A 26,385-nucleotide genomic window follows, 5' to 3' on the forward strand; every position below is an offset into this window, starting at 1 on the left:
ACATTTCCGGTCGGGCGCATACCCTGCGAGCGTCAGCGCTTGCCCATCTCCTCGGCGATCGCCTCGGTGAACCCGTCCACATCGTCCGGGGTGGTGTCGTACGAGCACATCCAGCGGACCAGGCCGGCCGCCTCGTCCCAGAAGTAGAAGCGGTAGCGCTTCTGGAGGCGCTCGGCGACGTCGTGCGGCAGGGTGGCGAAGACCGCGTTGGACTCGACCGCGTAACGGATCTCGACGCCGTCGATGGCCCGGACACCGGCCGCCAGCCGCTTGGCCATCGCGTTGGCGTGGCGGGCGTTGCGCAGCCACAGGTCCTTGGCGAGCAGCGCCTCCAACTGCACGGAGACGAAGCGCATCTTGGACGGCAGCTGCATGGAGAGCTTGCGGACGTGCTTCATGGCGCGCGCCGCGTCCGGGTTGACGACGACGACGGCCTCGCCGAAGAGCATGCCGTTCTTGGTACCGCCGTAGGACAGGATGTCCACGCCCGCGACATTGGTGAAGGTGCGCATCGGGACGTCCAGGGTGGCCGCCGCGTTGGCGATCCGCGCGCCGTCCAGGTGGACCTTCATGCCGAGCCCGTGCGCGTGTTCGCAGATGGCCCGGATCTCGTCGGGGGTGTAGCAGGTGCCCAGCTCGGTGGTCTGGGCGATGGAGACCACCTGCGGCATGGCGCGGTGCTCGTCCTCCCAGCCCCACGCCTCGCGGTCGATGAGCTCGGGGGTGAGCTTGCCGTCCTCGGTCGGGATGGTGAGCAGCTTCAGCCCGCCGACCCGCTCCGGGGCACCGCACTCGTCGACGTTGATGTGCGCGCTCTTGGCGCAGATCACCGCGCCCCACCGGTCGGTGATCGCCTGGAGGGCGACCACGTTGGCACCGGTGCCGTTGAAGACGGGGTACGCCTGGGCGTACGGGCCGAAGTGACTGCGCATCACATCCTGCAGGTGTGCGCTGTAGTCGTCCTCGCCGTAGGCGATCTGGTGACCGCCGTTGGCGAGGGCTATCGCGGCCAGGATCTCCGGGTGGGCACCGGCGTAGTTGTCACTGGCGAAGCCGCGGAGTTCGGGGTCGTGACGGCGGCGGGCATCGGTGTGCCCGGCCTTCACGGCTTGGGAGTCAGCCACAGACGGGTTCCGTTCACTTCCTGTGCGGGCCGGTCCCAGACTCCGGTGATGGCCTCGGCCAGCTCCTTGACGTCCGTGAAGCCCGCGAACTTGGCATTCGGGCGCTCCTGGCGCATGGCGTCGTGCACCAGCGCCTTGATCACCAGGATGGCAGCCGCCGCGGACGGTCCGTTCTCGCCCCCCAGCTTCTTGAAGGAGTCGGCGAGTGCGAGGGTCCACGCCTCGGCCGCGGCCTTGGCGGCCGAGTAGGCGGCGTTCCCGGCGGTGGGCTGGGAGGCTCCGGCCGCGCTGATCAGGACGTAGCGGCCCTTGCCGCTGCGCATCAGCCCGTCGTGGAAGGCCAGCGAGGTGTGCTGGACGGTCTTGATCAGCAGGTTGTGCAGGGTGTCCCAGTCGGCCAGCGGGGTGTCGGCGAAGGTCTTGCCGCCGCGCCAGCCGCCGACCAGGTGGACCAGGCCGTCGATCCGGCCGAATTCCTTCTCGGTGCGGTCCGCCCAGGCACGGGTGGCGTCCAGGTCGAGGAGGTCGACGGTCTCGCCGGTGACGGTGGCCCCGCCGTGCGCGTACCGGGCCGCGTCGACGGCCTCGGCCAGCCGGGCCGGGTCGGCGTCGGCGGCCACCACGGTCGCCCCGGCCTCGGCCAGGCGCAGCAGGGTCGCGCGGCCCGCCGGGCCGGCGGCACCGGCCACGGCCACGACGGCGCCGTCGAGCGGCCCCTTGCCGTTCGGCTCGTTGGGGGTCGGGCTTGAAGTGGGAGTGGTCATGCTGGTCGCCTCCTGGTCCCCGGCGCTCACGCGGCGGCTCGTCCGTCGCTGTCTGCGGTGATGCCCTTGGTCGATGCGATCACATCGCGCAGCTTCTTGGCGAGCGCCTCATAGAACATGCTGAGCGGAAACTCATCCGGAAGCACGTCGTCCACCAGCTTGCGCGGCGGCAGCGAGAGGTCCAGCGCGTCCGGTCCCTTGGCCCAGGTCGAGCCCGGGTGCGGGGCGAGGTAGGTGGAGACCAGCTCGTACGCCTTGAACCAGTGGACGAGCTTGGGGCGGTCGATGCCCTCGCGGTAGAGGGTCTCGATCTCCGCGCAGAGCTGGTTGGTGATCTGCGGCGCGCGGTCCCAGTCGATGTGCAGGGTGTTGTCCGTCCACCGCACCACGTCGTGCTTGTGCAGGTAGGCGAAGAGCAGCTGGCCGCCGAGGCCGTCGTAGTTGCGGTTCCGGTCGCCGGTGAGCGGGAAGCGGAACATCCGGTCGAAGATCACGGTGTACTGCACGTCACGGGCCTGGGCGAAGCCCTCGGCCTCCAGCTTCACGGCCTCCTTGAAGGCGGTGAGGTCGCAGCGCAGCTCCTCCAGGCCGTACATCCAGAACGGCTGGCGCTGCTTGATCATGAACGGGTCGAACGGCAGGTCGCCGTGGCTGTGGGTGCGGTCGTGGACCATGTCCCACAGGACGAACGCCTGCTCACAGCGGTGCTGGTCGTCCAGCAGGTGCTTGATGTCCTCGGGGAGGTCGATGCCCAGCACGTCCACGGCGGCCTCGCTGACCCGGCGGAAGCGCGCGGCCTCGCGGTCGCAGAAGATGCCTCCCCAGGTGAAGCGCTCGGGGGCCTCGCGGACCGCGATGGTCTCGGGGAAGAGGACGGCGGAGTTGGTGTCGTAACCGGCCGTGAAGTCCTCGAAGGTGATGCCGAGGAAGAGGGGGTTGTCGAAGCGGGTGCGCTCCAGCTCGGACAGCCACTCGGGCCACACCATGCGCAGCACGACCGCCTCGAAGTTGCGGTCCAGGTTGCCGTTCTGCGTGTACATGGGGAAGACCACGAGGTGCTGCCGGCCGTGGACCCGCTCCCGGGCGGGCTGGAAGGCGAGCAGCGAGTCGAGGAAGTCCGGTACGCCGAAACCGTCGTCGGCCCAGCGGCGCAGGTCGCCGACGAGCGCGGCGTGGTAAGCGGCGTTGTGCGGGAGCAGCGGGGCCAGCTCCTCGATCGCACCGGCCATGCGCTCGACCACCGCGCGGGCGGCGTCACGCGAAGGGGCGCCATCGGCGTCGAAGTCGATCGAACCGTCCTTCGACTGCCAGGGCCGGATCTCCTCCACGGCGGCCTTGAGCACGGGCCAAGCAGGGTGCTCCACCACGCGATCGGCGGGCAGAACGCCTGCGTCTGTCGACTCGGGCGCAAGAATTTCCGTCATGTCACAACCTCCACAGGAGAACCTCGCGTAAAGACACCGTATCCATTGGTGCTTCTTTCAATCAAGTGGAGCAGCCGGAAAATATCCTGCTCAGCCACGCTCCAGCAGCCGTTTTTCCTGTCATTCCTCGGCACTGCCACGTCTCGCGTCCTCCCCCGCCGGACACCCGCCGACCGCTAGGCTGTCGGCCGCCGAACGGAGCCGCCGCCGAGAGAAGCGGAGAGCGCGTTGACCTTTCTCACCATCGGACACCGCGGAGTGATGGGCGTGGAGCCGGAGAACACCTTGCGGTCGTTCATCCGCGCCGAGCGCGAGGGCATGGACGTCATCGAACTGGATCTCCACCTGAGCAAGGACGGCGCCTTGGTGGTGATGCACGACGCCGAGGTGGACCGCACGACCGACGGCTCAGGCGCGATCGGCGATCACACGCTGGCCGAGCTGCGCGAGCTGGACGCCGGACTGGGCGAGCGGATCCCGGTCTTCGAGGAGGTCCTGGAGGCGGTGCGGGCACCTCTCCAGGCAGAGATCAAGGACAAGGCGGCCGCCCAGGCGCTCGCCGCGGTGATGGTGCGCCGCAACCTGCTGGACCGGGTGGAGGTGCTGTCCTTCCACGACGAGGCGCTCGCCGAGATCCGCGGTCTGCTGCCCACGGTGCGCACCGCGCTGGTCGCCAGCCGCTACAAGTTGGACGTGGTCGACCGGGCGCAGGCGGTCGGCGCCGGGAGGCTGGTGCTCAACATCCGCCGCTGCACCCTGGAGCTGGTGGAGCGGGCGCACGCCGCCGGGCTGCGGGTCATCGGCTGGACGGTGAACACCCCGGACCACCTGAAGCTCGCCCGCGGACTCGGCCTGGACGGCGGCACCACGGACTATCCCGAGATCCGGCGCGCCGTCCGCTTCACGGCCTGAGCCGGCCTCCCCGGGGACCGGCCGGCCGGGTAATCCGCCGCCCCGCCCGCCCGCGTCGCGAGGCGGGCGGGTGGGCGGTGGGCGAGCCGGGAGAGACGGGCCGGTCGGCGGGCGGAGCCTTCAGGCCAGCGGCTTGACCAGCAGCTCGAACTGCAGGTCCGCGCGGCGCGGAACGCCGAAGCGCTCGTCGCCGTACGGGAACGGAGTCATCCGCCCGGTGCGGGCGTAGCCGCGCCGCTCGTACCACGCGATCAGCTCCGCGCGCGCCGATATGACCGTCATCTGCATCTCGCGGGCACCCCACTCCGCGGCCACGAAGCGCTCGGCCTCGGCGATGATCACCTTGCCGAGGCCGGCGCCCTGGAGCGCGGGCCGCACCGCGAACATGCCGAAGTACGCCGTGGTCTCCCCCGCCTGCCCTTCGCGGCGTTCCAGCTGGCAGCAGGCGACGATCTCACCGCCCCGCTCGACGACCAGCATCCGGCCGGCGGGGTCGTTCACCACCGCCGCGACCCCTTCCGGATCGGTGCGCTGCCCGTCCAGCAGATCCGCCTCGGTCGTCCATCCCACCCTGCTGGCGTCTCCCCGGTAGGCCGACTCGACGAGCGCGACGAGCTGCGGGACGTCGGCCTCCACGGCCGTCCGGAAGGTGATCTCCCGGACGGTGACCTCGGGGGTGGGACGGGTGGGGGTCTCGGCGGTGTCCATGGCGTCCGGGGGTCCTTCCGTTGCGATCCGCGTGCGCGGGCGATGTCCTGCCTGGGGTGGTGCCGTGCTCGTCTGCCGTGCTCGGTGACTCGGTCCCGCACTCCGCGATCGAGGGGCGCGGCAGCTGTCGACCTTAACGCGAGCCGGCGCCGCCGTGGCGGGCCGCCCGCGGAGGGCTGCCTGCGTAGGGTCGCGGGCATGGTGCACGTACTGAGCAGCCGGGTGCTGCTGCGGCCCACCGACCCGGAGCGGTCACGGGCCTTCTACGGCGAGGCGCTCGGCCTCGCGGTCTACCGGGAGTTCGGCACGGGACCGGAGCGCGGCACGGTCTACTTCCTCGGCGGCGGCTTCCTGGAGCTCTCCGGCCGGTCACCGGAACCGCCCGCGCCCGGCCTGGAGCTCTGGCTCCAGGTCGCCGACGTGGGCGCGGCGCACCTCGAGCTGGCGGGCCGCGGGGTGACGGTGCTGCGGCCCCCGCTGCGGGAACCCTGGGGGCTGGAGGAGATGTGGATCGCGGATCCGGACGGGGTGCGGATCTGCGTGGTGGAGGTACCGGCTGACCATCCGCTGCGCTACCGGCCCGGAATCTAGGGTGTCCGGTGCGTCTGCGCGGCGTCGCGGCGACCCACCGGGCGCCACCGCCTAGGTCCATGGCCCGAGGCCGACCCGCATCCACCGCCCGATGCCGACCCGGGTCCATGGCCCGATGCCGGCCTGCCCGACGGCCTGCCAGCATCCCCGCATGACACGCACGACTCCCGCCTGGCCCGCTCATCTGGACGTCGGCGCGGTCCGGTTCGCCCGGCCGACGGCCCGCTACGACGACCTTCTCCTCTTCTACCGGGACGCGCTCGGGCTTCCGGTGATCGGCCAGTGGCGCGGCCACTCCGGCTACGACGGGCTGCTGTTCGGGCTGCCCGGCACCCCGGTGCACATGGAGATCACCCAGCACGGCAGCCCGCCGAGGATCCCCGAGCCGCACCCGGAGAACCAGCTCGTCCTCTACCTGCGGGGGCCCGAGGCCGTGGCGGTGGCGGTGCGCCGGCTCGCCGAACACGGCCACCAGCCGGTGCCCGCGGCCAATCCCTACTGGCCCGAGCACGGCGCGGTGGTCTTCGAGGACCCGGACGGCTGGCTCGTGGTCCTCGCCCCGTGGGTCTTCGGCGAGGAGCCACCGCCCGCGCGCTGACCCACCGGCGCACCGCGCTCCGACACCGGACCCTGACGCACCGCGCTCCGACACCGGACTCTGACGTACCGCACTCCGGGACGGGGCATGCTCTGGGCGTGCCTCCCCGGCCCGCGGAGCGGGTGGCGGTGGTGGCCTTCAGCCGCAGCTGACGGAGTGCCTTGGGGAGGTGCGCCGTGCACGGACCACCGCTCGCCGGCTGGCTGCTGGTGGCGCTGGGCGCCGCCACCGGGGCTTACGGCCTGTTCAGGTTGCGCCACGCGCCGCCCGGGCAGCGGTGCGCCGCGGGTTCCGAGGCGCTGATGGGGTGGGGCATGGCGGCCATGGCCGTGCCCGCCGACACGTGGGACCCGTCCCCCTGGGGGCCGCCGCTGTACGCCGTGGTGTTCGGCGTGGCGGCACTGGCGGCGCTGTCGCCGGTGCGCGCGGGCGGCCGGGTCCGGAGCCATCCGCACCATGCCGTCGAGGCGTTGACCATGGCGTACATGGCGGTGGCGATGGTGGGTCACGGGCCCGGAGGCCACCCCGGGCACCCGGGCGGAGCCGGCGCCGCCGACCGGCCGGGGCAGGCGGCCCACTCGGCGGGCCCCGAGATGTCCGGCGGCCCGCCGCTGCTGACCGGCCTGCTCCTCCTCTACTTCGCGGCGTACGCCATCCGCTGCGGGCTCCGGTTGCTGCCGGTGGCGCCGACGGCCGCCGGGGGCGGGCCGGCCGGCTGGTCGCGACGGCCCGAGCTGGTGGACGCCTGCCGGCTGGCGACGGCGACCGGCATGTGCGCCATGCTCCTCACCCTCTGAGGCGTCCGGCCCCTCGGCGGAGCGGGCGACCCGGGGCCGGAATCCGGGCCCGCAGGCCATGAATCCGCGGGCGCGCTGCCCGGCTCCGAAAGCTCCGCGCCCGGTCCGGGCTTCCACGGATTCCGGGCCGGCACCGTGATCCGGCCAAGCGGCGACACGATCCGGCCGTGGCCCTGCCGCAGTGCCCTGATCCCGGGCCATGGAACCCGTGGTATACGTCACTTCACCGGCACGACCGTACCGGCGGTTGGGCCCCGCTCATAGGCTGATCGCCATGATGGTCCCGCTCGCGCTGCTGGTCCTCGGCGCTCTGGTCGCGGCAATGGCGCCGCGCGTGCTGACCCGCTCCGACTGGCCCGACCGCGAACCCGTACTCGCCCTGTGGGTATGGCAGTGCGTGGTGGTCGCGGTGTTGATGTGCTGCGGACTCGCCATGGCGCTCAGCGCGGCGGCGGCCTCCGACGCGGTGCGCGGCAATGTCTTCGCGCCGGCGCCGCCGGGCGTGGTGGAGTCGTACGCGCTGAGCGGCTACGGCCTGTGGCCCGCCTCGATCGCGGTCGCCCTGGCCTGCGGTGCCGGCTGGACCGCGGTGATGCTCACCCGGGAGATCTTCGGAGCGCGCGCCCGGCGCCGGAGGCAGCGCGCGGAGCTGCTGGTGCGCTCCCCGCTCCTGCCCGGCGAGGAGCCTCGCGGGGACCGTCTGGTCGTCCTGGAGGGCGACAAGCCCGACGCCTGGTGGCTGCCCGGGCCCACGCCCCGGCTGGTCATCACCACGGCGGCCCTGCGCCGTCTGAAGGGGCGTCAGCTGGACGCGGTCCTCGCCCATGAGCAGGGTCACGCCCGCGCCCGCCACGACTGGCTGCTGCACTGCGCCGCCGCGCTGGCCACCGGCTTTCCCCAGGTGCCGGTCTTCGCCGCCTTCCGCGACCAGGTGCACCGGCTGGTCGAGCTGGCCGCCGACGACGCCGCCTCGCGCCGCTTCGGACGGCTCACCACGGCTCTCGCCCTGGTCGAACTGAACGAGGAACGCGGGGTGTTCGGGCCCTGCCCGGCCCAGCTCGCCGAGGTCCCGCAGCGCGTGGACCGACTGCTCGCCCCGGCGTCCCGGCTCCCGGTGTGCCGCCGGCGCCGGATGACGGCCGCGGCGGCGCTGGTCCCCGTGATCCCGGTGCTGGTGGCCTTCGTGCCCGCCCTGCGCGCCCTCGGCTAGCCGCCCCCGCTCCCCGGCCTCCGCGACTCCCTGGCTGCCCGTTTCCACCGGCTGCCCGCTTCCCCTGTCTGCCCATTCCGCCGACTGCCCGTTTTCCACCGGCTGCCCGATCCGGGGAACGGCCGGGCGACCGCGTGGCGCGCGCTTGGTCCCCTGCCGTCCATCCGGGATCATCGGTCCATGCAGGCGCCCCCCACCCGTGCCCTCGCCGCCGCCCTGGTACTGACCGGGCTCTTCGTCCTGCTGCTCGCCCTGGTCGCGGCCGACTGGGCCCCTCTGGAGTCCTTCGACCGCGACACCTCCGAGGAGCTGCACGACTGGGCGGTGGCACACCACAGCTGGACGGACGCCAACCGGGTGCTCACCGACCGGGTATGGAACCCGATGACGATGCGGGCGGTGCTCGCGGTGGCCGTGGGGTGGCTGCTGTGGCGCCGGGAGTGGCGGCTCGCGCTGTGGGTGGTGCTCGCCTCGGCGCTGAGCACCCTGCTCCAGCAGTTCGTCAAGGCGACGGTCCGGCGGGAGCGACCGCACTGGCCGGACCCGGTGGACGCGGGCAACTACTTCGCCTTCCCCTCCGGCCACGCCCTCACCGCGACCGTCACCTGCGGGCTGCTGCTGTGGCTGCTGGCCCGGCACGGCGTACGCGGCGCGCCGATGGTGCCGGCGGCCGCGGTCGCCGTCCTCTCGGTGCTGGGTGTGGGCTTCACCCGGGTCTACCTGGGGGTCCACTGGGCCAGCGATGTGCTGGGCGGCTGGCTGCTCGGCGCCGCGCTGGTGGCCGCCGCGGTGGCCACCTACCCGATGGCCGGCGGCAAGTTCGGTACGAAGCGGGACGGGACGCCCGACGCCCTTTGAGCGTCCTCGCCTGGCAACGCGGCCGTGGGCGGTCCCGAGACCGGCCGGTGGTCCCAGATCAGCTGCCGGGCGTGCCCTTCAGCGCGTCCTTGGTGCGGTCCACCAAGGACGCGAACGGTCCGATCGTCCACTGGGCCACCGGGGATCCGGCCACGCCCGGATGCGGATGGGTGGGAGCGAGCTTCTCGGCCCTCCTCAGCCTGGAGCCCATGGTCCTTCGCCGGTCCTCCGTGCACTCGCGGATGACGAACGGGAACTCCTCCCGCTCCTCGTGCTCCGCGTGGTCGATGACGGCCCGCTCGAACTTGGCGAACTCGGCGTCGAACTCGGCGCCGGAGACGTCCATCTTCTCCAGGTCCGCGAGGACCCGGTTGGCCACTTCCTCCTCCTGGTTGCGGGCGTCCGCCTCGCCCTTTCCGGCCACCTCCTTGGCGACCGGCCGGAGGATCATCTCCTCCGCGGTCTCGTGCACCGCCAGCAGCGCCCTCAACTCGTCGAAGGCCTGCTGTTTGTGATCGCCGACGGCTGTCTTCACATCCGAGAACAGGTCGCGGATACGGGCGTGCTGCTCAAGCAGGATGCCCACGACGTCGCCGTCCGGAAGCCTCGCCGCCTGGACCCGTGCTTGCTGTGCGCTGCCCATGGATACTGCCTCCCTTTCGAAGAGTTCGTCTCCCGCTCCGTCCGGCGCTCGGCGGAGCGGGAGAGGCCTGTGGTGCGCATAACCCAGGCAGGCGGGCACAAACACAGCGAATACCGCATCAATCGGCTGGGCAGATGGCCGGGACCCGGGGGCTGTTCTCGCCCGTCCGGGTGACCGCCGCGCGGCCGGGCCTGATGCCCTGGCTCGCAGGGAAGTGAACCGGCAGGACGGCAGAACCGGCAGGACGGGCGGGCCCGGCAGGACCGGCGGATTGGAGCAGAAACCGTGGACACGGTCTTCGACGACTTCCTGAAGATGCTGAGCCCGGACAACAGGGCATGGGTGCGGAGCCAGTCCGCCCAGCAGCAGTCGGATCTGGCCAACACCTGGGCCGCGGAAGTCCGCGCCACGGAGGTGGGTGTCACCAACCCGGCCGTGGAAAAGGTGGAGGGCCCCCTCAGCACGACACCGGAGGAGATCGCCAACACGATCGTGGGCGAGGCACGCGGGTAGGGCGCCGCCGTTCGCGGTCACCCTCCGTCCGTCGCGGATACCGGGCCGTCACCGAGCCGTCACGCGGCGCGCGAGCCGCGGCCACGGCCGGGCCCGCGGTGCAGCGGAATCGGCTGGGCGCTCTGCACCGCCGGCTCGTCGCGTTCCTGCGTGGCGGTGAGCTGGACGCCGACGTGGAAGTTCTGCACCAGCGTCCATCCCAGGAAGCCGGCTCCCAGGGTGCAGGCGAGGCCGATCGCGGAGAGGACGATTCCGGGGGTCGCTCCCGTCGCGGGTCCGTCCCAGTGCGTGGCGTAGCGGCCGAGGCTGGCGCCGAAGAGACCGAGTGCGGCGACATTGAGCCCCGCGTGGGCCATGCCGACGGTCTTCGCCTCGGATTTGCGCGGGATGCCGAAGGCCCAGTCGATGAAGCCGGGCAGGGCCGCCAGGAGCGCGCCTCCGACGCCGGCGATGTTGAGGGCGATGGCCCAGTTGAGCCAGAACTGCTGGCCGTTGGCTCCGTAGACGGCGAAGCCGACGAGCGTCCCGGTGTATCCGGCCACCGGATAGGCGATGAGCATCGGATGGACCGGGTGCCCGGCCAGGGTGACCTTGCTGTACATGGCGCCTCCCGTGACGGTGGCTCCTGCTGATGGGCGGGGCGACTGTGCGCGGCGCCCGCTCCGGCGTCCTGCCTCGGGCTTTGGCGTCCTGCCTCGGGCTTTGGTACCGCCGCCCCGCACCGGAATCGGGGCGGCGGAGCTGTGATCGACCGTCGCTCGGGTGCCCGCGATCTGGTGGCCGAAACCGCTCAGTTGCTCCCAAAGCCCCCTTCACTTGCCCCGACGAAGCCTCCGGGTCGCCCCCTCCTGGCGCCGATGTCACAGGGCGGGTGTTCACTCCGGCGCACGACAGCGCGGCGGGGCCTTGCCGTATCGGGTACGGCAAGGCCCCGCAAGGCCGACTGGTGGTGCCGGTGCTTCCCCTCGGCCGGGGTCAGGACACCGTCAGGGGTACCGGATGGATCTCGGACGCCGGGTGCCCGGTGCGCTCGTGAATGCGCTGGACGGCATCCGGCGACGGTGCCTCGGAGAGGCAGTAGACCGTCCCGGACTGGGGGTCGGCCCAGGCCTGCTTGAAGTGCACGCCCTCCTCGGCTTCGATCGCCAGGTCCGCCCGGTGGGCGGCCGACAGCTCATCCTTGGTGATGCCCTTCATGCCGTGGTGGACATCCATATACGTGGCCACTGCGTACACCTCCTCGGTGTCTCGCTGTGCTCCTTCCCTTCCATGGTCCGCCTTCCGCGGAGGCCCGGCGATCGGGCGGATCCCCCGGGGACGGCTCGGCGTAACGGCGCGGCACGGCCCACACGCCGCGCGGGGCGGGAGGACGGACGGCGGGAAGGTGGGGCCCGGGAGGCGGGGGCCGGATCGAAGACCGTCGATCTCGGACGATCCCCTGTTTCGCCCGAGATCGACGGGTTCGCCGATCTCCGCGGCGTTCGGCGGCGAGCGGACAATCGGCGATGCGCTGAGTATATTGGCTAGCAGCCAGTCAACGCAGGAGTTACAGGATGTCCCCCCGCAGCGCATCGGTCAATGAGGAGCTGCGCCGGCGGTCCCAGGCTCGTCTGCTGGAAGCGACGGTCGAGCTGGTGGGCGAGCGCGGCTACGAGGCGACCACCCTCGCCGACATCGCCGACCGCGCGGGCACCGCGCGTGGCCTGGTCTCCTACTACTTCCCCGGCAAGCGCCAGCTGTTCCAGTCGGCCGTGCACCGGCTGATGCACCAGGAGCTCGCGGCCGCCCTGGAGCGGGAGCCCGTCAGCACCGACGGGCGGGAGCTCCTGGCCCGGGCCATCGACGCGATCCTGGGCCTGGCCCGGGACCGGCCGCGGCTGATGCGCACCCATATGGCGGGGATCCTCACCGCCGAGGGGTTCGTCCAGTGTTCCGAGCAGCAGGAGCTCGCCCGGTTGCTGCGCGGGGCGGTCGCCGCCTACGGCTCCGAGGACCCGGACGCGGACTACGTCCTGCTGCGCGCGCTGCTGATGGGCGCGGTGGTCGCGATCCTGCTCCCGGGGGCGCCGATGCCGCCGGAGCGGCTGCGCGCGGAGCTCTTCCACCGGTACGGACTGGACTGGCAGCAGGGCGCCCCGCCGGATGGCGAACCATCCGGCGGGGCGCCCTCGGCCTTGGACGGCTGACCCCGCCCGGTGCCGGAGTCAGCCGGTGGTCAGCGGCTCACCGCCGCCTTGCCGTCGCCAGTTGTCCGACGCGGCCGGTCTCAGCGGTAGTCGGGCTGGCTCTGGACGTTGAGCTCGCGCAGCCGGACCCACTTGGCGCCGTCGGTGCGCTTGTCGTCGATCCGCAGGACGTCGAAGCCCTTGGCGATGTCGTTCGAGTAGATGTGGCCGTTGTAGTAGTACGCGGACCAGGAGCCGCCGCCCACGAGGGTGTCGGTGGAGATCGGGCCGCGCTCGAAGTAGCCGATCTCCTCGGGGTGGCTGGAGTCGGTGAAGTCCCAGATCGAGACACCGCCCTGGTACCACGCCTGGACCATGATGTCGCGGCCCCTGACCGGGATCAGCGAGCCGTTGTGGGCGACGCAGTTCTCGGTGTCGGCCTGGTGGCGCGGGATCTTGTAGTAGCTCCGGAAGACCAGCTTGCGCTTGTCGCCCTTGCCGACGATGTCGTAGATGCCGTCCGCGCCGCGGTCCGGGCCGATCGCGGCGTTGCAGGTGGCGGCGCCACCGCCGCCGAGCTCATCGGTGAAGACCACCTTGTTGCCACGCTCGTTGAAGGTGGCGGAGTGCCAGAAGGAGAAGTTCCGCAGGTCCTCGACCCGGTCGATGACCTTGGGCTTGGCCGGGTCGGCGATGTCCAGCAGGATGCCGTCGCCCATGCAGGCACCGGCGGCCAGCTTCAGCTCGGGGAAGCTGGTGATGTCGTGGCAGCCGGAGGTGGGGATCATGTCCGGCTTGGTGGCGTCACCCGGGTTGCCGCCGTCCGGGAAGAGCACCGGGAAGTCGATGACCGCGGCGTCCTGCGGGGCCTTCCGCGGCACCTTGACGATGGAGATGCCGTCGTGCGGCGGCTGGCAGTCGGGGAAGTTCGCGTTCGGCGAGTAGGAGGAGACGTAGACGTAGACGTTCTTGCGGTCCGGCACCAGGGTGTGGGTGTGCGAACCGCAGGCGGTCTCGACCGCGGCGACGTACCGCGGGTTCCGCTTGTCCGTGATGTCGAAGACCTTGATGCCCTCCCACGACGACTTCTCGCTGGCGGGCTGCGTGGTGCTGTTGCAGGAGTCGTCGCTGCGCGAGGAGTCGGTGGACAGGAAGAGCAGGTTCCCGGAGACCGAGACGTCGTTCTGCGAACCGGGGCAGAGGACCTGGCTGACCGTCTGCGGGGTCTTCGGGTCGCTGATGTCGTAGATGACGAAGCCGTCGTAGTTGCCCGCGAAGGCGTACCGGCCCTGGAAGGCGAGGTCGGAGTTGGTACCCTTCAGCGCCTGCTTGGGGATGTTGGTCAGATGAGTGACGTTGTCACTGTGGACCACCTGATCGACACCGGGTATCTCGCCGTCCTCGATGGCGGCGCGGATCTCGGCGGCCTGCTGCCGGGACACGCGCTCGGACTTCGGCCCGCTGCCGGGGTCGGGCGACGCGGCGGCCGGGCCGGCCACCAGCAGGGAGGCCACGAGGCCGAACGCGGCGGCGGCCGCACCGAGATATCTGTGTCGCGCCGATGGTCTGTGCCACGACTTCACTGCGTACTCCCTAGTTTCCATTCGGAGTTGGACCGTTCACGGCCCCCGGCAGTATCGCCCCGCGCATGTCCACATCAACAGATGGCAACACAGATGTAATGAATTCCTTCGATCGCGATCAGTCCCGAACGTGCTACTACGGTCCCTGAGATGAGCCACCCGCCGGATCTTCCCCACCCCCTGGAGGTCACAGTGTCCAACCGTCGTATGACGGCACGCTCGGGTGCGTCCGCGCTGGCCGCGGCGCTGGCGGTGCTGGCCCTGGCGCTGACCGGATGCGAGTCGGGCAGTGACTCCGGCGCGGAGGGGAAGGACGGCAAGCCGGGAGTGATCGCGCCGGGCAGACCGGGCGAGGCCGCAAGGACCCTCTCGGCCGAGGAGGCGGCGAAGGCGGGCGAGGACGACACCCCCAACACGGCCGACTTCCGCTACATACGGATGATGATCACGCACCACCAGCAGGCTCTGGTGATGTCCGAACTCGCCCCCGAGCGGGCCGGATCGGGCAGCGTGAAGCGGCTCGCCGAGCGCATCGCGGCAGGCCAGGGGCCGGAGATCGAGGCGATGCGCGGCTGGCTGACGCAAGCCGGCGGCGACCGGGACGGGAGCGGGCACGACGCCCATGAGCACGACGCGATGCCCGGCATGGCCACCGAGAAGCAGCTGGCCCAACTGCGCGCCGCCCGCGGCAAGGAGTTCGACCAGCTGTTCCTCAAGCTGATGATCACACACCACACCGGCGCGGTGACGATGGCCACCGATGTCCTCCGACACGGCAACAACGTCAAGGTGGAGGAGATGGCCAACGAGGTCGTCGCCCAGCAGAGCAGCGAGATCCAGCGGATGCGGAAGCTCGGCTGAGGGGTGCCCGAGGGGCCGCCGGGGGGCCGTCGCACCCTCCGCGGCAGGCGACTCTTCCGGGTGAAACCGGGCATATCGCTCACATGATCAGGGGAAATGACTATCTGATTTATCCGTCGACCGTTTTGGAGACGTCATGCGTCGTCATCTCGCGGCCGGGCTGCTCACCGCCGCCATGGCCGGTGCCACCCTGATGCTCGCGGCCCCCGCCCAGGCCGCCCCCGAACCCCTCCCCGCGCACGACTCCTCGACCCCGGCATTCGGATTCGACAGCTGGAGAATGCGGCTGAACGACGCCTTCAACACCGAACGTCCCGTCATCGCCTCGGGCAACATCATCGGCAACACCCTGCCCAGCCCGAAGTAGCCGGTCTCCGGTCCGGCCCCGCGTCCGGAACTCCGCGGGGCCGGACCGGCCGCGGGCGGACCCCGCTCGGGGGCGGGCCGCCCGCGGCGCGTTGCCGCGTGGAGAGGCCGTTGTCAGTGCGGCGGGCCGAGGCCGTTGTCAGTGCGGGGGTGCAGACTTCAGGTGGGCTCGGACATCCGCGATCTCGGAGGTGATGTGCCATGGCGGAGGTGCTGCTCGCGGTGGGCACGCGCAAGGGCCTCTTCCTGGGGCGCCGTAGCCACGGCGCCGACTGGGGCTTCACCGGTCCGCACTTCCCCATGCAGGCGGTGTACTCCATCGGCATCGACACCCGCCGGCCGGTGCCCCGGCTGCTGGCCGGGGCGGACAGCTCGCACTGGGGACCGTCCGTCTTCCGCTCCGACGACCTGGGGATCTCCTGGCAGGAGCCGCCGAAGCCCGCGGTGAAGTTCCCCGCGGACACCGGCACCTCACTGGAGCGAGTCTGGCAGTTGCAGCCCGCCGGCCCCGCGGAGCCGGACGTCGTCTACGCCGGCACCCAGCCCGGCGCCCTCTTCCGCTCCGACGACGGCGGAGAGACCTTTCGCTTCGTGCGCGGCCTGTGGGAGCACCCGCAGCGCGCCCAGTGGGGTGAGGGATTCGGCGGCCAGGCCGTGCACACCGTGCTGCCCGACCCGGGTGACCCCGGTTCGGTGCTGGTGGCCGTGTCCGCCGGCGGGGTGTACCGGACCCGGGACGGCGGCGCGAGCTGGGAGCCGTCCAACGCGGGCCTGAAGGCGGAGTTCCTGCCCGATACCTATCCCGAGTTCGGCCAGTGCGTGCACAAGATCGCACCCGACCCGGCCACGCCCGACCGGCTCTACCTGCAGAACCACGGCGGGGTGTACCGCAGCGACGACGCCGGGGCGAGCTGGGCCGAGATCGGCGCCGGGCTCCCGGCGGACTTCGGATTCGCGGTCGCCACCCATCCGCGGCGCGGCGGCGTCGCCTACGTCTTCCCGGTCATCGACGGCAGCGACCGCTTCCCGCCCGACCACCGCTGCCGGATCTACCGCACCGAGGACGCCGGCGCCTCATGGTCGGCGCTGACCGTCGGCCTCCCCGCCGAGGACCACTACGGCGTGGTGCTTCGGGACGCACTGCGCACCGATGACGCCGACCCGGCGGGGGTGTATTTCGGCAACCGCAACGGAGAGGTGTTCGCCAGCGCCGACGAAGGCGACAGCTGGCGGATGATCGCGTCCCATCTCCCCGATGTGCTGTGCGTCCGGGCGGCGGTGATCGGCTGAACCATCCGAATTCACCGATCCGGCTCGATTCACCGATCCGGCTCGCCACTCGGGTTCACTTCCTCCGGTTCGCTGCTCCGGGCGCATCATCAGCTGCGCCACGCGCGTGAACCGAAGCTGCGCCATGCGTATTAATCGGGGAATATCCGGCCGCGGGGTGGGGCATTCCTGTGCTTGCTTTCCCCACCCGCACCTCACAAGGAGGACCGCATGCGCAAGGCCGTGGTTGTCACCCTCGGAATTCCCGCATTCATGTTCGCGCTCGCCGCCCCCGCGTCAGCGAATGACGCCAAGGGCAGCGACAGCGTAGGGAAATACGTCCTGACCAGCCTCTCCGACGGACTGGAGCAGGGCCTGGGCTTCCACGTGGATCCCCGGGAGGCCGATCACATCCGCGTCACCCAGACGTCCACCAGCTTCTGATATCCGCCCACTGGCCCCGGCCCGGGCCGTGGTGATCGGTGAGGGCCTCACGCGCTGAGCCGATAGAGTGACGCATCGTGGCTGCTGCACGAGCGTTGAACGAGATCGTAGAACCGGGCTGGGCCAAGGCGCTGGAGCCGGTCGCCGGACGCGTCGCCGCGATGGGCGACTTCCTGCGCGCCGAGATCGCCGCGGGCCGTACCTACCTCCCTTCGGGGGCGAATGTGCTGCGCGCCTTCCAGCAGCCCTTCGACGAGGTACGGGTACTGATCGTCGGACAGGACCCGTACCCCACCCCCGGCCACGCGGTCGGGCTGAGCTTCTCGGTCGCCCCGGAGGTGCGGCCGCTGCCCGGGAGCCTGGAGAACATCTTCCGCGAGCTGTACGACGACCTCGGGCATCCGCGCCCGTCGAACGGAGACCTGACCCCGTGGACCCGGCAGGGCGTGCTGCTGCTCAACCGCGCGCTCACCACCGCCCCGCGCCGGCCCGCCGCGCACCGCGGCAAGGGCTGGGAAGAGGTCACCGAGCAGGCCATCCGCGCTCTGGTGTCACGCGGCCGCCCGATGGTGTCCATCCTGTGGGGGCGCGACGCCCGGAATCTGCGCCCGCTGCTGGGCGGCCTGCCGTGTGTGGAGTCCGCGCACCCCTCCCCCATGTCCGCCGACCGCGGCTTCTTCGGGTCCCGCCCGTTCAGCCGCGCCAACGACCTGCTCGTCCAGCAGGGAGCCCAGCCGGTGGAGTGGCGTCTTCCCTGAGGGCGCCGCGGGCCGCGGGCGGTAGTCTGCCCGGCATGACCACGCATCCGAACACTCCTGCGGGCTGGTACGCCGACCCGCAGGGCACTCCCAATCTGCTGCGCTGGTGGGACGGCTCCCAGTGGACCACGCACACCCACCCGGGCCAGCCCGGCCAGGTTCCGCAGCAGCCCAGCACCGACCCGGCGAAGATCCAGCGCCAGGTGCAGCAGCAGGCGGGCCTCGCTCCGGCCGGGGTGGGCGGTGGCACGCTCTTCAGCGAGCCGGTCCTGGTGGTGAACCAGAAGGCCAAGCTGATCGAGCTCACCAACGAGTACAGCGTCTTCGACCAGCACGGCCGCACCATCGGCTCGGTGGTCCAGGTCGGCCAGAGCACGCTGAAGAAGGTCGCGCGCTTCGTCTCCAGCCTCGACCAGTTCATGACGCACCGGTTGGAGATCCGGGACGCCAGCGGCCAGCCGCACCTGGTCCTCACCCGCCCGGCGAAGTTCATGAAGTCCCGGGTGGTCGTGGAGCGCCCGGACGGTCAGCCGGTCGGCCAGATCGTCCAGCAGAACATGATCGGCAAGATCAATTTCTCCATCGAGGCCAACGGCCAGCAGATCGGCGCCATCAAGGCCGAGAACTGGCGTGCCTGGAACTTCGCCATCGTGGACCACACGGACACCGAGATCGCCCGGATCACCAAGACCTGGGAGGGCCTCGCGAAGACCATGTTCACCACCGCGGACAACTACGTCCTGCAGATCCACCGACAGCTGCCCGACCCGCTGCTGAGCCTGGTCGTGGCGACCGCGCTGACGGTCGACACGGCGCTCAAGCAGGACGCGCGCGGGTTCGGCTGAGCCCGATGGGCGCCCCCAGGGACACGGCGCGGGCCGCGGACTCCGGTCATGTCCTCGGCATCGACTCCGGCGGCTCCGGGGTGCGGGTCGCGGTCGCCCACGCCGGCGCCCCGGAGCAGCCCCTGGTGTGGACCTCGCCCGATCCGGCCGTGATCGGCGAGGCGGGCATCGACGCCCGGAGCCTGCTGGCCCGCACGCTCCCGGCCGCCCGGGCCCTGCTGCGACAGGCCGGGGCGCGACGGCCGGCGGCCGCGTGCGTCGGCGCCGCGGGCATGGCCACGCTCGGCGACGATCTGCGCGCCACCCTCCCGGCCGCGCTGGCCGACGCCTTCGGGATCCGGCGGCTCGCGCTGGCCGCCGACGGAGTGACCGCCTACACCGGGGCACTGGGCCAGCGTCCCGGAGCCGTGGTCGCCGCGGGCACCGGGCTGATCGCCCTGGGCACCGGGCTGCACGACGGCTGGCGCCGGGCCGACGGCTGGGGCCATCTGCTCGGCGACTGCGGCAGTGGGGCCTGGATCGGGCGTGCCGGGCTGGAGGCGGCGATGCGCGCCCACGACGGACGGGACGGCGGCTCCCCCGCGCTGCTGGCGCGCGCGGAGGCGGTCCTGGGTCCGGCGGGCGGGCTGCCCGGAATGATCTATCCCCGCGCCGACCGCCCCGCGGTGCTGGCCTCCTTCGCGCCCGAGGTGGGGCGCTGCGCGGACGACGATCCGGTGGCGGCCGCCATCCTGCGCGCCGCGGCCCGGCACATCGCCGAGGCCGCCGAGGCGGTCTGCCCGCGCGACCCCGGTTGCGCGGTGGCGCTCACCGGGGGCCTGTTCCGGATGGGCGAGCCGCTGCTCGGCCCGGTACGCGCCGAGCTGGCCGCCCGCATCCCGTACACCGAGCTCACCGAGCCCGCCGGCGACCCGCTGTCCGGGGCACTGCGCATCGCGGCCGCCCTCGCCACGGACACCCTTCGGCTGCCGCACGACCCGGCGCTGCTGCGCGTGCTGTGACGTAGCCGCCGCACCGGATCGTCGCAGGTGGGGCGGTGGATCCGACATAGCGGGACGTACGCCTCGAGCTGGTACCCCTCCTCGACGTCAAGGCGGGTCGAGCGACTAACATGCGGCGCCATGAGCTCCCCCACCGGGCCCGCCCCCGGCCTGCCCGTACGTAACCCGCGTCCCCGTCAGACCACCGGTCGGCACCGCCGACCGGAGCCCGCGGCCGCACCGGTCGGCGCGCCCCCGCTGGTGCTGGCCGTCCCGGGCGCACCCACCGCGGCCGCGCGCGGCCTGGCGGAGGAGCTGCTGAGCATCGCCCGGTCCGAGCTGCCGGGTCTGGACGCCCGCATCGGCTACCTGGAAGGGACCGGCGAGGAGTTCCCGCGGCTGGCGGACGTGCTGCGGCAGGCCGGTGCGGAGCGGGCGGACCGGGTCCGCCGCGCCGAGGAGGCCGCCCAGGCAGCCGCCGAGGAGCTGCGCGCCATCGCCGAGGCCGAGGGTGTCGACCCCTCGGAGATCCCGTTCGACGACTCCCGTATCCGGGCCGCCGCCGAGGGCCCGGACGCCGTCGCGGTGCCGCTGCTGCTCGGCCCGGACGCCGTGCTGCTCGGCGCCATACGCGAGGCGGCCGCGGTCGGCGACGGCACCGTCACGGTCACCGATGTGCTCGGCCCGCACCCGCTGCTCGCCGAGGCCCTGCACGTGCGTCTGTCGGAGGCTGGGCTGGCCCGCGCCGACCGGGCCCGGCTGTTCGCCGTGGCGACCGCCACGGACGGCATCGTCCTGGCCACGACCGGTGGGCCGGAGGCCGCGCAGGCCGCGGGTATCACCGGCATGCTGCTCTCCGCGCGCCTGGCGGTGCCGGTGATGGCCGCCGCGCTGGACGAGCCCGGTGCCGTGCAGCGCGTCGCCGACCAGCTGCGCGGCTCCGGCTCGGCCCGGCTGGCGCTGGCCCCGTACCTGGTCGGTCCGGAGGTCGCGGACGAGCTGCCCGCCGAGGCCGCGGAACAGGCCGGATGCGCCGCCGCGGAGCCGCTGGGCGCCTACCCGACGCTGGGCAAGCTGGTGCTGTCGCAGTACGCGGCGGCGCTCGGCATCACACTGCAGCCGGGCAGGCAGGGCACGCCCGTCGCCTAACGCCCGCCTCCACTGACATGACGATGGGGTCCCCCGTGATCTGGGGGACCCCATCGCCATGTCGCGCCGCCTCGCCCGCCCCGGCACGCCCGAGCCCGCCGGCCCGCCCGGTGGCCTGGACGAGTGGCCGGACGCCCCCTAGACGAGGACGTCGGTCCGGGCGTGGGGGGCGGTGCGGAGCGGGGCGGCGAGGTCGGCGAGGGCCGCTTCCAGCCCGTGCAGATGGGCCAGCGCGCGCTCGGCGCCGGCGTGGTGCTGCGGGGCGGCCGCGGCGAGTGCCGCCGGCCGGGTCTCGGGCTCGGTGTCCGGTGCGACCAGGCGCTGGACCGCGGCCTCGACGCGCCGGCATGCCGCGGTCAGGCGGGCGTCGTGCGAGGCGTCCGGGTCGGCGGCTGTCGCGGCGAGGCCGCGCACCTCCCGGGCACAGTCGTCGAGCAGCACCATCACCTGCCGGGCGCGGGCCTTGCGGGCGCGCCGCGGGTTCAGCGGGTGCAGCAGCGGTGCGAGGGAGAGCCGCACCCGGCCGAGCAGCAGTTCCAGTTCGGCGACCGCGGGCCCGGGGTCGGCGGTCTCGTCGCCGGCCAGCCGCCGGGCGGCCTCCGCGGTGCAGCGCCGCACGCAGTGCAGGGCCCGCTCGATCCAGGCGTCGGTGGCGGCATGGGTGGTGATGGGCAGGACCGCCGCGACGGCGAGCACGGCGCCGAGCGCCCCGACCGCGGTCTCGGCGAAGCGGAGCCCCAGGAGCCCGGGGTGCAGCACGCCGAGGAGTCCGTAGAGCAGGGACGCCATGACGGTCACGAAGAACATCATCCAGCTGTACGACGGCGCCGCGGTGTAGAAGATGCCGAAGACGCAGACCGCGACGAGCGCGGCGGTGGGGGCGGGGGCGCCGTGCAGCGGTACGGCGACGACGAGGCCGGCGGCGATACCGCAGACGGTGCCGACCACCCGGCGGAAGCCGCGTACCAGGGTCTCGCCCCGGGAGGCGGTGTTGACGAAGATCCACCAGGCCGCGCCGACGGCCCAGTACCAGCGCTCACCGGAGAGCACCGGGCCGATGGCCAGGGCGAAGGCGCAGGCCGCGGCCGCCTGGAACGCCTGCCTCGTCGCGGGATGAGCCAGCCCGCGGCCACCCGGCGGGGCGGGGACGGCGGGTGGCGGGGTACGGCGCTCGACACACCACAGCCCGAAGCGGACGGTGCTGGTGGCCGCCAGCGCGAGCACCACCGCCGCGCACAGCTCCGGCAGCTCGCCGGGGACGGCGTGCAGGAACTGCGTGGCGAAGAACATCATGAACGCGAAGATGCCCAGCGCGTTGCCGCGCGGCCCCCAGCGCCGCGCCGCGACCCCGCAGAAGACCACGGCGAGGAAGACGGCGTCGCGCAGCAGCGGCTGCCCGTGCAGCATGGTGGCGGCCGCGAGGACCGGGAAGCCGACGGCCGGGAGCAGCGCGGTGGTGACGGCCTGCCGGCCGACCGTGGGGTCGGTGACGGTGAAGAGAGCGAGCATCGCGGCGAGGCCGGCGGTGATCGAGGCGGGCAGCGGCAGGCCGCACAGTTCCGCGGCGGTGACCGCGAGGCTGACGCCGAGTACGGCGCGCAGCGAGACCCGCAGCCGCAGCAGTCCCGGGTCCGGACAAACGAACATCCTCTTCAACGCGGTGCGACGCCCCCTTCTCGGCTGCTCCGGACATGGCAAAGGCGCTGCGGGGCTCCCGCAACGCCATTGATGGGGCAAGGAAAACATCTGCCGGGACAGTGGCTCAACTGGAGTCCGTATGACTGAGCCATTGGCACAGTGAAAAGTGATCGGACTGCCCACGGGGGAGGCCATCGGACCATGGTCCGCGCCGCCGGGGCACGCCGGCACGGAAGGGCGCCCTCCGGTAAGCGGTTCAGCCGTTCCCGGGCGCGTCCCGCAGCGCTGCCGTGATCCGGCCCAGCGCATGGGTGAGCCGGGCGTAGTCCTGGGGCTCGACCGGCGTGACGAAGAACCGCTCGACGAGGCGCCCGTGCACCTCGGCGGCGCGGAGGAAGGCCGCCCGCCCGGCAGCGGTGGGCTCCACCAGGGTGCTTCTGCGGTCGGTCGGCGAGGGCTCGCGGCGGACCAGACCGAGCGATTCCATGCGGTCGATCAGACGCGTGGTGCCGCCACTGGTGAGGGTCAGATCCTCCCCCAGGGCGCGCTGCGGGATCCGCTCGCCGGGCTCCCGGCAGAGGCGGATGAGCAGCTCGAACATGGTGTGACTGATCCCGCACTCCTCGCGGAGCGCGCTGTCGATGCGCTGTTCCAGGCGGGAGGCGGCTCTGATCAGCAGCCCGAAGTCGCGCACCCGCGCGCCGGTCGCGACATCAGCCGCCCGGGCGGTGGCCTTCTCGTCCTCGTCCTGCGCGGCGGCCATGCCCTTCCCCTTCCACCGGCTGCTACCGGCCCTCGCCTGCCACGGGCTGCTTCCGGCCTTCGCCGGCTCACCGCCGATCCGCTCTTCCGGCGTGGATTCCCTGCGCCGGGGCGGATTCCCGACCCGCCCGGCGAGTCTACTGAGCCCGAAGTCACTGACTCCTCACTTGCTGACTGCTCAGCAAAATTTTACGGTGAACGGGTGACCCCCTCCGATGCCTCCGCCCCCGCAGCGGTCCGCGCCGACCGACCCACGACCGACGCCGACGCCACCCCGCCCCGCCACCTGCGCCTCATCGTGGTCCTCGGCGCGATATCGGCCTTCGGCCCCCTGTCGCTGGACATGTACCTCCCGGCCTTCCCCTCCCTCGCCGACGACTTCTCGGCGAGCGAGGCCGACGTCCAGACGACGCTGACCGCCTGCCTGATCGGCCTCGCCCTCGGACAGCTGTTCGCCGGATCCGTCAGCGACGCCCGTGGGCGCAGGAAGCCGCTGATCATCGGCCTGGCCGCGTACGCGGTGGCCTCGCTGCTGTGCGCTTTCGCGCCGTCGATCCCCGCCCTCGGCGCGCTCCGGCTGGTCCAGGGCCTGGCGGGCGGCGCGGGCATCGTGATCGCCCGCGCCGTCGTCCGCGACCTGTACAGCCCCGCGGCCGCGGCCCGCGTCTTCTCCTCGCTCATGCTGGTCAACGGGCTCGCTCCGATCCTGGCGCCGGTCCTCGGCGGCCAGCTGCTGCGGTGGACCGACTGGCGCGGGGTCTTCACCGCCCTCGCCGTCATCGGCACCGTGCTGCTCGCGGTCGGTGTGCTCGCGCTGCCCGAATCGCTGCCCCGGGAGCGCCGCCGGAGCAGCGGGTTCCGCGAGGCCGTGGGGTCCTTCCGCGTGCTGCTGACCGACCGGCTGTTCCTTGGCCACGCCCTCACCGGGGGCTGCGCCTTCGCCGCCCTGTTCGCGTACATCTCCGGCTCCTCCTTCGCCCTTCAGGAGGTGTACGGGCTGGACGCGCAAGCCTTCAGCCTGGTCTTCGGCGGCAACTCGGTGGGCATCATGGTGCTCGGCCAGTGCAACCTGAGACTGTTGCGGCGCCACCCTCCGCAGGTGCTCCTGCGCTGCGGCCTGGCGCTGTGCGCCACCGGCGGCGTGGGGCTGCTGGTCGCGGTCGCCTGCGGCGCGGGGCTGCCGGCGGTCCTGGTCGCCCTCTTCCTGCTGGTCGCCAGCATCGGCCTGATCCTGCCGAACACCACCGCGCTGTCCATGGCCGGCCACCCGGAGGCCGCCGGTACCGCCTCGGCCCTGCTCGGCCTGCTCCAGTACGCCCTCGGCGGCCTGGCCGCGCCCCTGGTGGGGCTGGGCCACTCCGGCTCCGCCATGCCCATGGCCCTCGCCGTCGCGAGCTGCGCGACCGCTTCGGTCGCGGTGTACGTGCTGTGCGTACCCCGCCGGGGCACCGACGCGAAGCTGACCGGGGCGCAGGCGGCCTGACGAGGGTGCGTCCGGTGGCCGCCGTGGACGCCACGGCGACCACCGGCACCCTCAAGCCCCCGGTAGCCATGGCCATCGGTGGCCATCGGGCGCCATCGGTACAGTGACGGGCGGATCACCAGGACCAGGGAAAGGCCGTTGGCTCATGGCGGTGGTGGACGTGCTGGACGCGCGGATCCTGCGGCTGCTGCTGGAGCAGCCGCGTACCAGCGTGCGTGAGTACGCGCGACTGCTGGGCATCGCCCGCGGCACGCTCCAGGCACGGCTGGACCGGCTGGAGCGCGAGGGGGTGATCACCGGGACCGGACCGCACCTGTCCCCCGCGGCGCTCGGCCACCCGGTGCTGGCCTTCGTCCACATCGAGGTCACCCAGGGACACCTGGAGGACGTCGGCGACGCGCTCGCCGCGGTCCCGGAGATCATCGAGGCGTTCTCCATCACCGGCGGCGGAGACCTGCTGACCCGGGTCGTGGCGCGGGACAACGAGCATCTGGAGGACGTGATCCAGCAGCTCATCCGGGTGCCCGGGGTGGTGCGCACCCGGACCGAGATGGCGCTGCGCGAGCGCGTGGGGTACCGGGTCCTGCCGCTGGTGGACGCGGTCGGCCGGGCCGCCGCGGCGTCCGAGACCGCCCGACGGCGTTCCTGAGCGCCCCAGTCGGCCGCCCGGAGGGGCAATCTCCCGCCAGTCGGTCGCTGTTCGGCGCCCGCACCGCCTGCGCCCGGATCACGCGGGTCCGTTGACGCCCCGACGATGTGCCTGATTTGACCGGATGAGAATATGCGCTCGCTCGAAACCGATCATCGAGGACGGAGCTCATATGGAACGATCACGTGGGGGCAGGGCGATGCGGCGCTGGGGAGCGGCGGCCATCGCCTCCACCGCGGCGCTCACGGTGGTGCTGCCGACCGCCACCGCGCAGGCGACCACCGGCCCGTCCGGCGTCCAGGCCAGGGGCGCCTACCTGCTGGACAGCGGGGCCAACCGGCAGCTGTGGGCCAGGGGCGCGGACACCAAGCGCCAGATGGCCAGCACCACCAAGATCATGACCGCGATGGTGGTGCTCGACACCCGGGGCGTGAACCTGGACCGGAAGGTCACGGTCAAGCAGATCTACCGTGACTACGTCACCCGTGAGGGTGCCAGCACGGCCGACCTGCGGACCGGCGACCGGCTCACCGTCCGTCAGCTGCTCTACGCGCTGATGCTGCCGTCCGGCTGCGACGCCGCGTACGCGCTCGCCGACACCTTCGGCAAGGGCGACACCCCGGCCAAGCGAACCAGGTCGTTCATCTCGCAGATGAACAAGAAGGCCGACGACCTGGGCATGGAGCGGACCCAGTACGACTCCTTCGACGGCATCTCGCCGAGCAGCGCCAACTACACAACCCCGCGCGACATGGCGAAGCTGGCCCGGCACGCCATCGGGGACAAGACCTTCGGCACCGTGGTGAAGACGACCTTCACCCGCCAGAAGGCCCCCGCGGCCAACGGCCGGTACCGGATCTACTCCTGGGAGAACACCAACAAGCTGCTCGGGTCGTACCACGGTGCCCTCGGCATCAAGACCGGCACCGGCACCGCGGCCGGCCGATGCCTGGTCTTCGCCGCCAAGCGCGGCGACCGCACGGTGGTCGGTGTCGTCCTCAACGACGCCAACCGCTACGTGGACGCGAAGAAGATGCTCGACTGGGCGTTCCGCACCAACACCACGGTGAAGTGGCGTCAGCTCTCCAAGGACGCACAGCACGACTAGCCGCGCGGTGCGGTGGCGCGGTGCGGCGGCGGCGCGGGTGTCCCGGGCGACGCGGGTATCCCGGAGAAGCGGGTGTCCCGGGCGACGCCCCGCCTCAGCCCCGGCCGGATCAGCCCGGCCGGGGCCCCGCCGCCAAGGATCGATCGGCTAGGGCCAAGATCACTTCGTGCGCGTCCCGCCCGG

The 26,385-nt window shown here is 72.4% G+C and carries 29 protein-coding genes; 19 read left to right on the forward strand and 10 right to left on the reverse strand.

Features of this window, described 5'->3' with window-relative positions; translation table 11 throughout:
• Positions 1–32: 32 nt before the first annotated feature.
• From AC4BDD_RS03610 to AC4BDD_RS03620, 3 genes are read right to left on the reverse strand one after another with little or no spacing between them, the layout of a single operon-like run.
• Positions 33–1,124 (reverse strand): threonine aldolase family protein, encoded by a 1,092-nt coding sequence (locus AC4BDD_RS03610; RefSeq protein WP_490689505.1) that lies wholly within the window; start codon positions 1,122–1,124, stop codon positions 33–35.
• Complete coding sequence (locus AC4BDD_RS03615) at positions 1,103–1,888, reverse strand: SDR family NAD(P)-dependent oxidoreductase (protein WP_490689506.1); 786 nt, start codon at positions 1,886–1,888, stop codon at positions 1,103–1,105. The genes AC4BDD_RS03610 and AC4BDD_RS03615 overlap by 22 nt, the downstream gene beginning before the upstream one ends.
• 26 nt (positions 1,889–1,914) lie before the next feature.
• The gene (locus AC4BDD_RS03620) at positions 1,915–3,312 is read right to left on the reverse strand and encodes a DUF6421 family protein (protein WP_490689507.1); all 1,398 of its coding nucleotides are present in this window, start codon (positions 3,310–3,312) and stop codon (positions 1,915–1,917) included.
• A 228-nt stretch (positions 3,313–3,540) separates the two neighbouring features.
• Here AC4BDD_RS03620 and AC4BDD_RS03625 point away from each other — a divergent pair, with 228 nt between their 5' ends.
• Complete coding sequence (locus tag AC4BDD_RS03625) at positions 3,541–4,224, forward strand: glycerophosphodiester phosphodiesterase (protein WP_490689508.1); 684 nt, start codon at positions 3,541–3,543, stop codon at positions 4,222–4,224.
• A gap of 120 nt (positions 4,225–4,344) precedes the next feature.
• Here the strand turns inward: AC4BDD_RS03625 and AC4BDD_RS03630 are convergent, their stop codons facing one another.
• Positions 4,345–4,932 (reverse strand): GNAT family N-acetyltransferase, encoded by a 588-nt coding sequence (locus AC4BDD_RS03630; RefSeq protein ID WP_490689509.1) that lies wholly within the window; start codon positions 4,930–4,932, stop codon positions 4,345–4,347.
• Between the two features lie 198 nt (positions 4,933–5,130).
• On the opposite strand from AC4BDD_RS03630, the gene AC4BDD_RS03635 reads away from it, so the two are divergent.
• From AC4BDD_RS03635 to AC4BDD_RS03655, 5 genes are all read left to right on the forward strand, one after another.
• Positions 5,131–5,523, forward strand: coding sequence for a VOC family protein (locus tag AC4BDD_RS03635; RefSeq protein ID WP_490689510.1), 393 nt, complete (start codon positions 5,131–5,133; stop codon positions 5,521–5,523).
• 151 nt (positions 5,524–5,674) lie between these two features.
• A complete protein-coding gene (locus tag AC4BDD_RS03640) occupies positions 5,675–6,121 on the forward strand; it encodes a VOC family protein (RefSeq protein WP_490689511.1) in 447 nt (148 codons plus the stop codon).
• A gap of 176 nt (positions 6,122–6,297) precedes the next feature.
• On the forward strand, positions 6,298–6,918 hold the full coding sequence (locus tag AC4BDD_RS03645; protein ID WP_490689512.1) for a DUF5134 domain-containing protein: 621 nt from the start codon (positions 6,298–6,300) through the stop codon (positions 6,916–6,918).
• A 274-nt stretch (positions 6,919–7,192) separates the two neighbouring features.
• Entirely contained in the window at positions 7,193–8,128 is a 936-nt protein-coding gene (locus AC4BDD_RS03650; RefSeq protein WP_490689513.1) for a M56 family metallopeptidase, read from the forward strand.
• Positions 8,129–8,308: 180 nt separating this feature from the next.
• Entirely contained in the window at positions 8,309–8,986 is a 678-nt protein-coding gene (locus tag AC4BDD_RS03655) for a phosphatase PAP2 family protein (RefSeq protein WP_490689514.1), read from the forward strand.
• Between the two features lie 58 nt (positions 8,987–9,044).
• Here the strand turns inward: AC4BDD_RS03655 and AC4BDD_RS03660 are convergent, their stop codons facing one another.
• Positions 9,045–9,629, reverse strand: coding sequence for a hemerythrin domain-containing protein (locus AC4BDD_RS03660; protein WP_490689515.1), 585 nt, complete (start codon positions 9,627–9,629; stop codon positions 9,045–9,047).
• A gap of 285 nt (positions 9,630–9,914) precedes the next feature.
• Between AC4BDD_RS03660 and AC4BDD_RS03665 the strand changes: the two genes are divergently transcribed.
• Positions 9,915–10,142: a hypothetical protein gene (locus tag AC4BDD_RS03665; RefSeq protein ID WP_490689516.1), complete on the forward strand. Its 228-nt coding sequence runs from the start codon at positions 9,915–9,917 to the stop codon at positions 10,140–10,142.
• A gap of 59 nt (positions 10,143–10,201) precedes the next feature.
• Here AC4BDD_RS03665 and AC4BDD_RS03670 read toward each other — a convergent pair whose 3' ends face one another.
• Positions 10,202–10,744 (reverse strand): DUF2231 domain-containing protein, encoded by a 543-nt coding sequence (locus AC4BDD_RS03670; RefSeq protein WP_490689517.1) that lies wholly within the window; start codon positions 10,742–10,744, stop codon positions 10,202–10,204.
• A gap of 373 nt (positions 10,745–11,117) precedes the next feature.
• The gene (locus tag AC4BDD_RS03675; protein ID WP_490689518.1) at positions 11,118–11,369 is read right to left on the reverse strand and encodes an SCO4226 family nickel-binding protein; all 252 of its coding nucleotides are present in this window, start codon (positions 11,367–11,369) and stop codon (positions 11,118–11,120) included.
• 326 nt (positions 11,370–11,695) lie between these two features.
• Between AC4BDD_RS03675 and AC4BDD_RS03680 the strand changes: the two genes are divergently transcribed.
• Positions 11,696–12,328 carry a TetR/AcrR family transcriptional regulator gene (locus tag AC4BDD_RS03680; protein WP_490689519.1) on the forward strand — a complete coding sequence of 211 codons (633 nt, stop codon included), beginning with the start codon at positions 11,696–11,698 and terminating at the stop codon, positions 12,326–12,328.
• Positions 12,329–12,408: 80 nt separating this feature from the next.
• On the opposite strand, the gene AC4BDD_RS03685 is transcribed toward AC4BDD_RS03680, so the two are convergent.
• Positions 12,409–13,890, reverse strand: a complete 1,482-nt coding sequence (locus AC4BDD_RS03685) for an LVIVD repeat-containing protein (protein WP_490689520.1) — start codon at positions 13,888–13,890, stop codon at positions 12,409–12,411.
• Positions 13,891–14,040: 150 nt separating this feature from the next.
• On the opposite strand from AC4BDD_RS03685, the gene AC4BDD_RS03690 reads away from it, so the two are divergent.
• The 8 genes from AC4BDD_RS03690 to AC4BDD_RS03725 all read left to right on the forward strand — a co-directional run bounded on the left by AC4BDD_RS03690 (position 14,041) and on the right by AC4BDD_RS03725 (position 20,562).
• The gene (locus tag AC4BDD_RS03690; protein ID WP_490689521.1) at positions 14,041–14,751 is read left to right on the forward strand and encodes a DUF305 domain-containing protein; all 711 of its coding nucleotides are present in this window, start codon (positions 14,041–14,043) and stop codon (positions 14,749–14,751) included.
• Positions 14,752–14,887: 136 nt separating this feature from the next.
• Positions 14,888–15,118, forward strand: a complete 231-nt coding sequence (locus AC4BDD_RS03695) for a hypothetical protein (RefSeq protein WP_490689522.1) — start codon at positions 14,888–14,890, stop codon at positions 15,116–15,118.
• Between the two features lie 200 nt (positions 15,119–15,318).
• Entirely contained in the window at positions 15,319–16,407 is a 1,089-nt protein-coding gene (locus AC4BDD_RS03700) for a WD40/YVTN/BNR-like repeat-containing protein (RefSeq protein WP_490689523.1), read from the forward strand.
• A 210-nt stretch (positions 16,408–16,617) separates the two neighbouring features.
• A complete protein-coding gene (locus AC4BDD_RS03705) occupies positions 16,618–16,830 on the forward strand; it encodes a hypothetical protein (protein ID WP_490689524.1) in 213 nt (70 codons plus the stop codon).
• 95 nt (positions 16,831–16,925) lie between these two features.
• Complete coding sequence (locus tag AC4BDD_RS03710) at positions 16,926–17,588, forward strand: uracil-DNA glycosylase (RefSeq protein ID WP_490691642.1); 663 nt, start codon at positions 16,926–16,928, stop codon at positions 17,586–17,588.
• A 35-nt stretch (positions 17,589–17,623) separates the two neighbouring features.
• The gene (locus tag AC4BDD_RS03715; protein WP_490689525.1) at positions 17,624–18,433 is read left to right on the forward strand and encodes an LURP-one-related family protein; all 810 of its coding nucleotides are present in this window, start codon (positions 17,624–17,626) and stop codon (positions 18,431–18,433) included.
• A gap of 5 nt (positions 18,434–18,438) precedes the next feature.
• Entirely contained in the window at positions 18,439–19,434 is a 996-nt protein-coding gene (locus AC4BDD_RS03720) for an N-acetylglucosamine kinase (RefSeq protein ID WP_490689526.1), read from the forward strand.
• A gap of 120 nt (positions 19,435–19,554) precedes the next feature.
• Complete coding sequence (locus AC4BDD_RS03725) at positions 19,555–20,562, forward strand: sirohydrochlorin chelatase (RefSeq protein WP_490689527.1); 1,008 nt, start codon at positions 19,555–19,557, stop codon at positions 20,560–20,562.
• Between the two features lie 138 nt (positions 20,563–20,700).
• Here AC4BDD_RS03725 and AC4BDD_RS03730 read toward each other — a convergent pair whose 3' ends face one another.
• Positions 20,701–22,209, reverse strand: a complete 1,509-nt coding sequence (locus tag AC4BDD_RS03730) for an FUSC family protein (RefSeq protein ID WP_490689528.1) — start codon at positions 22,207–22,209, stop codon at positions 20,701–20,703.
• Between the two features lie 247 nt (positions 22,210–22,456).
• On the reverse strand, positions 22,457–22,963 hold the full coding sequence (locus AC4BDD_RS03735) for a MarR family winged helix-turn-helix transcriptional regulator (RefSeq protein ID WP_490689529.1): 507 nt from the start codon (positions 22,961–22,963) through the stop codon (positions 22,457–22,459).
• A 201-nt stretch (positions 22,964–23,164) separates the two neighbouring features.
• On the opposite strand from AC4BDD_RS03735, the gene AC4BDD_RS03740 reads away from it, so the two are divergent.
• The 3 genes from AC4BDD_RS03740 (at position 23,165) to AC4BDD_RS03750 (ending at position 26,202) form a co-directional block, all read left to right on the forward strand.
• Positions 23,165–24,445: a multidrug effflux MFS transporter gene (locus AC4BDD_RS03740; protein WP_490689530.1), complete on the forward strand. Its 1,281-nt coding sequence runs from the start codon at positions 23,165–23,167 to the stop codon at positions 24,443–24,445.
• Positions 24,446–24,590: 145 nt separating this feature from the next.
• Positions 24,591–25,094: an Lrp/AsnC family transcriptional regulator gene (locus AC4BDD_RS03745; protein ID WP_490689531.1), complete on the forward strand. Its 504-nt coding sequence runs from the start codon at positions 24,591–24,593 to the stop codon at positions 25,092–25,094.
• A 172-nt stretch (positions 25,095–25,266) separates the two neighbouring features.
• On the forward strand, positions 25,267–26,202 hold the full coding sequence (locus AC4BDD_RS03750) for a D-alanyl-D-alanine carboxypeptidase family protein (protein ID WP_490689532.1): 936 nt from the start codon (positions 25,267–25,269) through the stop codon (positions 26,200–26,202).
• Positions 26,203–26,385 lie beyond the last annotated feature (183 nt).

Source organism: Streptomyces sp. JLBT605 (genome assembly GCF_058215555.1).

What these genes read in the sequence shown, in the direction of transcription:
- AC4BDD_RS03615 (WP_490689506.1), bottom strand. Translation starts at nt 1,888, where the DNA reads ATGACCACTCCCACTTCAAGCCCGACCCCCAACGAGCCGAACGGCAAG.
- AC4BDD_RS03620 (WP_490689507.1), bottom strand. Translation starts at nt 3,312, where the DNA reads ATGACGGAAATTCTTGCGCCCGAGTCGACAGACGCAGGCGTTCTGCCC.
- AC4BDD_RS03630 (WP_490689509.1), bottom strand. Translation starts at nt 4,932, where the DNA reads ATGGACACCGCCGAGACCCCCACCCGTCCCACCCCCGAGGTCACCGTC.
- AC4BDD_RS03635 (WP_490689510.1), top strand. Translation starts at nt 5,131, where the DNA reads ATGGTGCACGTACTGAGCAGCCGGGTGCTGCTGCGGCCCACCGACCCG.
- AC4BDD_RS03640 (WP_490689511.1), top strand. Translation starts at nt 5,675, where the DNA reads ATGACACGCACGACTCCCGCCTGGCCCGCTCATCTGGACGTCGGCGCG.
- AC4BDD_RS03650 (WP_490689513.1), top strand. Translation starts at nt 7,193, where the DNA reads ATGATGGTCCCGCTCGCGCTGCTGGTCCTCGGCGCTCTGGTCGCGGCA.
- AC4BDD_RS03655 (WP_490689514.1), top strand. Translation starts at nt 8,309, where the DNA reads ATGCAGGCGCCCCCCACCCGTGCCCTCGCCGCCGCCCTGGTACTGACC.
- AC4BDD_RS03660 (WP_490689515.1), bottom strand. Translation starts at nt 9,629, where the DNA reads ATGGGCAGCGCACAGCAAGCACGGGTCCAGGCGGCGAGGCTTCCGGAC.
- AC4BDD_RS03670 (WP_490689517.1), bottom strand. Translation starts at nt 10,744, where the DNA reads ATGTACAGCAAGGTCACCCTGGCCGGGCACCCGGTCCATCCGATGCTC.
- AC4BDD_RS03680 (WP_490689519.1), top strand. Translation starts at nt 11,696, where the DNA reads ATGTCCCCCCGCAGCGCATCGGTCAATGAGGAGCTGCGCCGGCGGTCC.
- AC4BDD_RS03690 (WP_490689521.1), top strand. Translation starts at nt 14,041, where the DNA reads ATGAGCCACCCGCCGGATCTTCCCCACCCCCTGGAGGTCACAGTGTCC.
- AC4BDD_RS03695 (WP_490689522.1), top strand. Translation starts at nt 14,888, where the DNA reads ATGCGTCGTCATCTCGCGGCCGGGCTGCTCACCGCCGCCATGGCCGGT.
- AC4BDD_RS03700 (WP_490689523.1), top strand. Translation starts at nt 15,319, where the DNA reads ATGGCGGAGGTGCTGCTCGCGGTGGGCACGCGCAAGGGCCTCTTCCTG.
- AC4BDD_RS03705 (WP_490689524.1), top strand. Translation starts at nt 16,618, where the DNA reads ATGCGCAAGGCCGTGGTTGTCACCCTCGGAATTCCCGCATTCATGTTC.
- AC4BDD_RS03715 (WP_490689525.1), top strand. Translation starts at nt 17,624, where the DNA reads ATGACCACGCATCCGAACACTCCTGCGGGCTGGTACGCCGACCCGCAG.
- AC4BDD_RS03720 (WP_490689526.1), top strand. Translation starts at nt 18,439, where the DNA reads ATGGGCGCCCCCAGGGACACGGCGCGGGCCGCGGACTCCGGTCATGTC.
- AC4BDD_RS03725 (WP_490689527.1), top strand. Translation starts at nt 19,555, where the DNA reads ATGAGCTCCCCCACCGGGCCCGCCCCCGGCCTGCCCGTACGTAACCCG.
- AC4BDD_RS03730 (WP_490689528.1), bottom strand. Translation starts at nt 22,209, where the DNA reads ATGTTCGTTTGTCCGGACCCGGGACTGCTGCGGCTGCGGGTCTCGCTG.
- AC4BDD_RS03735 (WP_490689529.1), bottom strand. Translation starts at nt 22,963, where the DNA reads ATGGCCGCCGCGCAGGACGAGGACGAGAAGGCCACCGCCCGGGCGGCT.
- AC4BDD_RS03745 (WP_490689531.1), top strand. Translation starts at nt 24,591, where the DNA reads ATGGCGGTGGTGGACGTGCTGGACGCGCGGATCCTGCGGCTGCTGCTG.
- AC4BDD_RS03750 (WP_490689532.1), top strand. Translation starts at nt 25,267, where the DNA reads ATGGAACGATCACGTGGGGGCAGGGCGATGCGGCGCTGGGGAGCGGCG.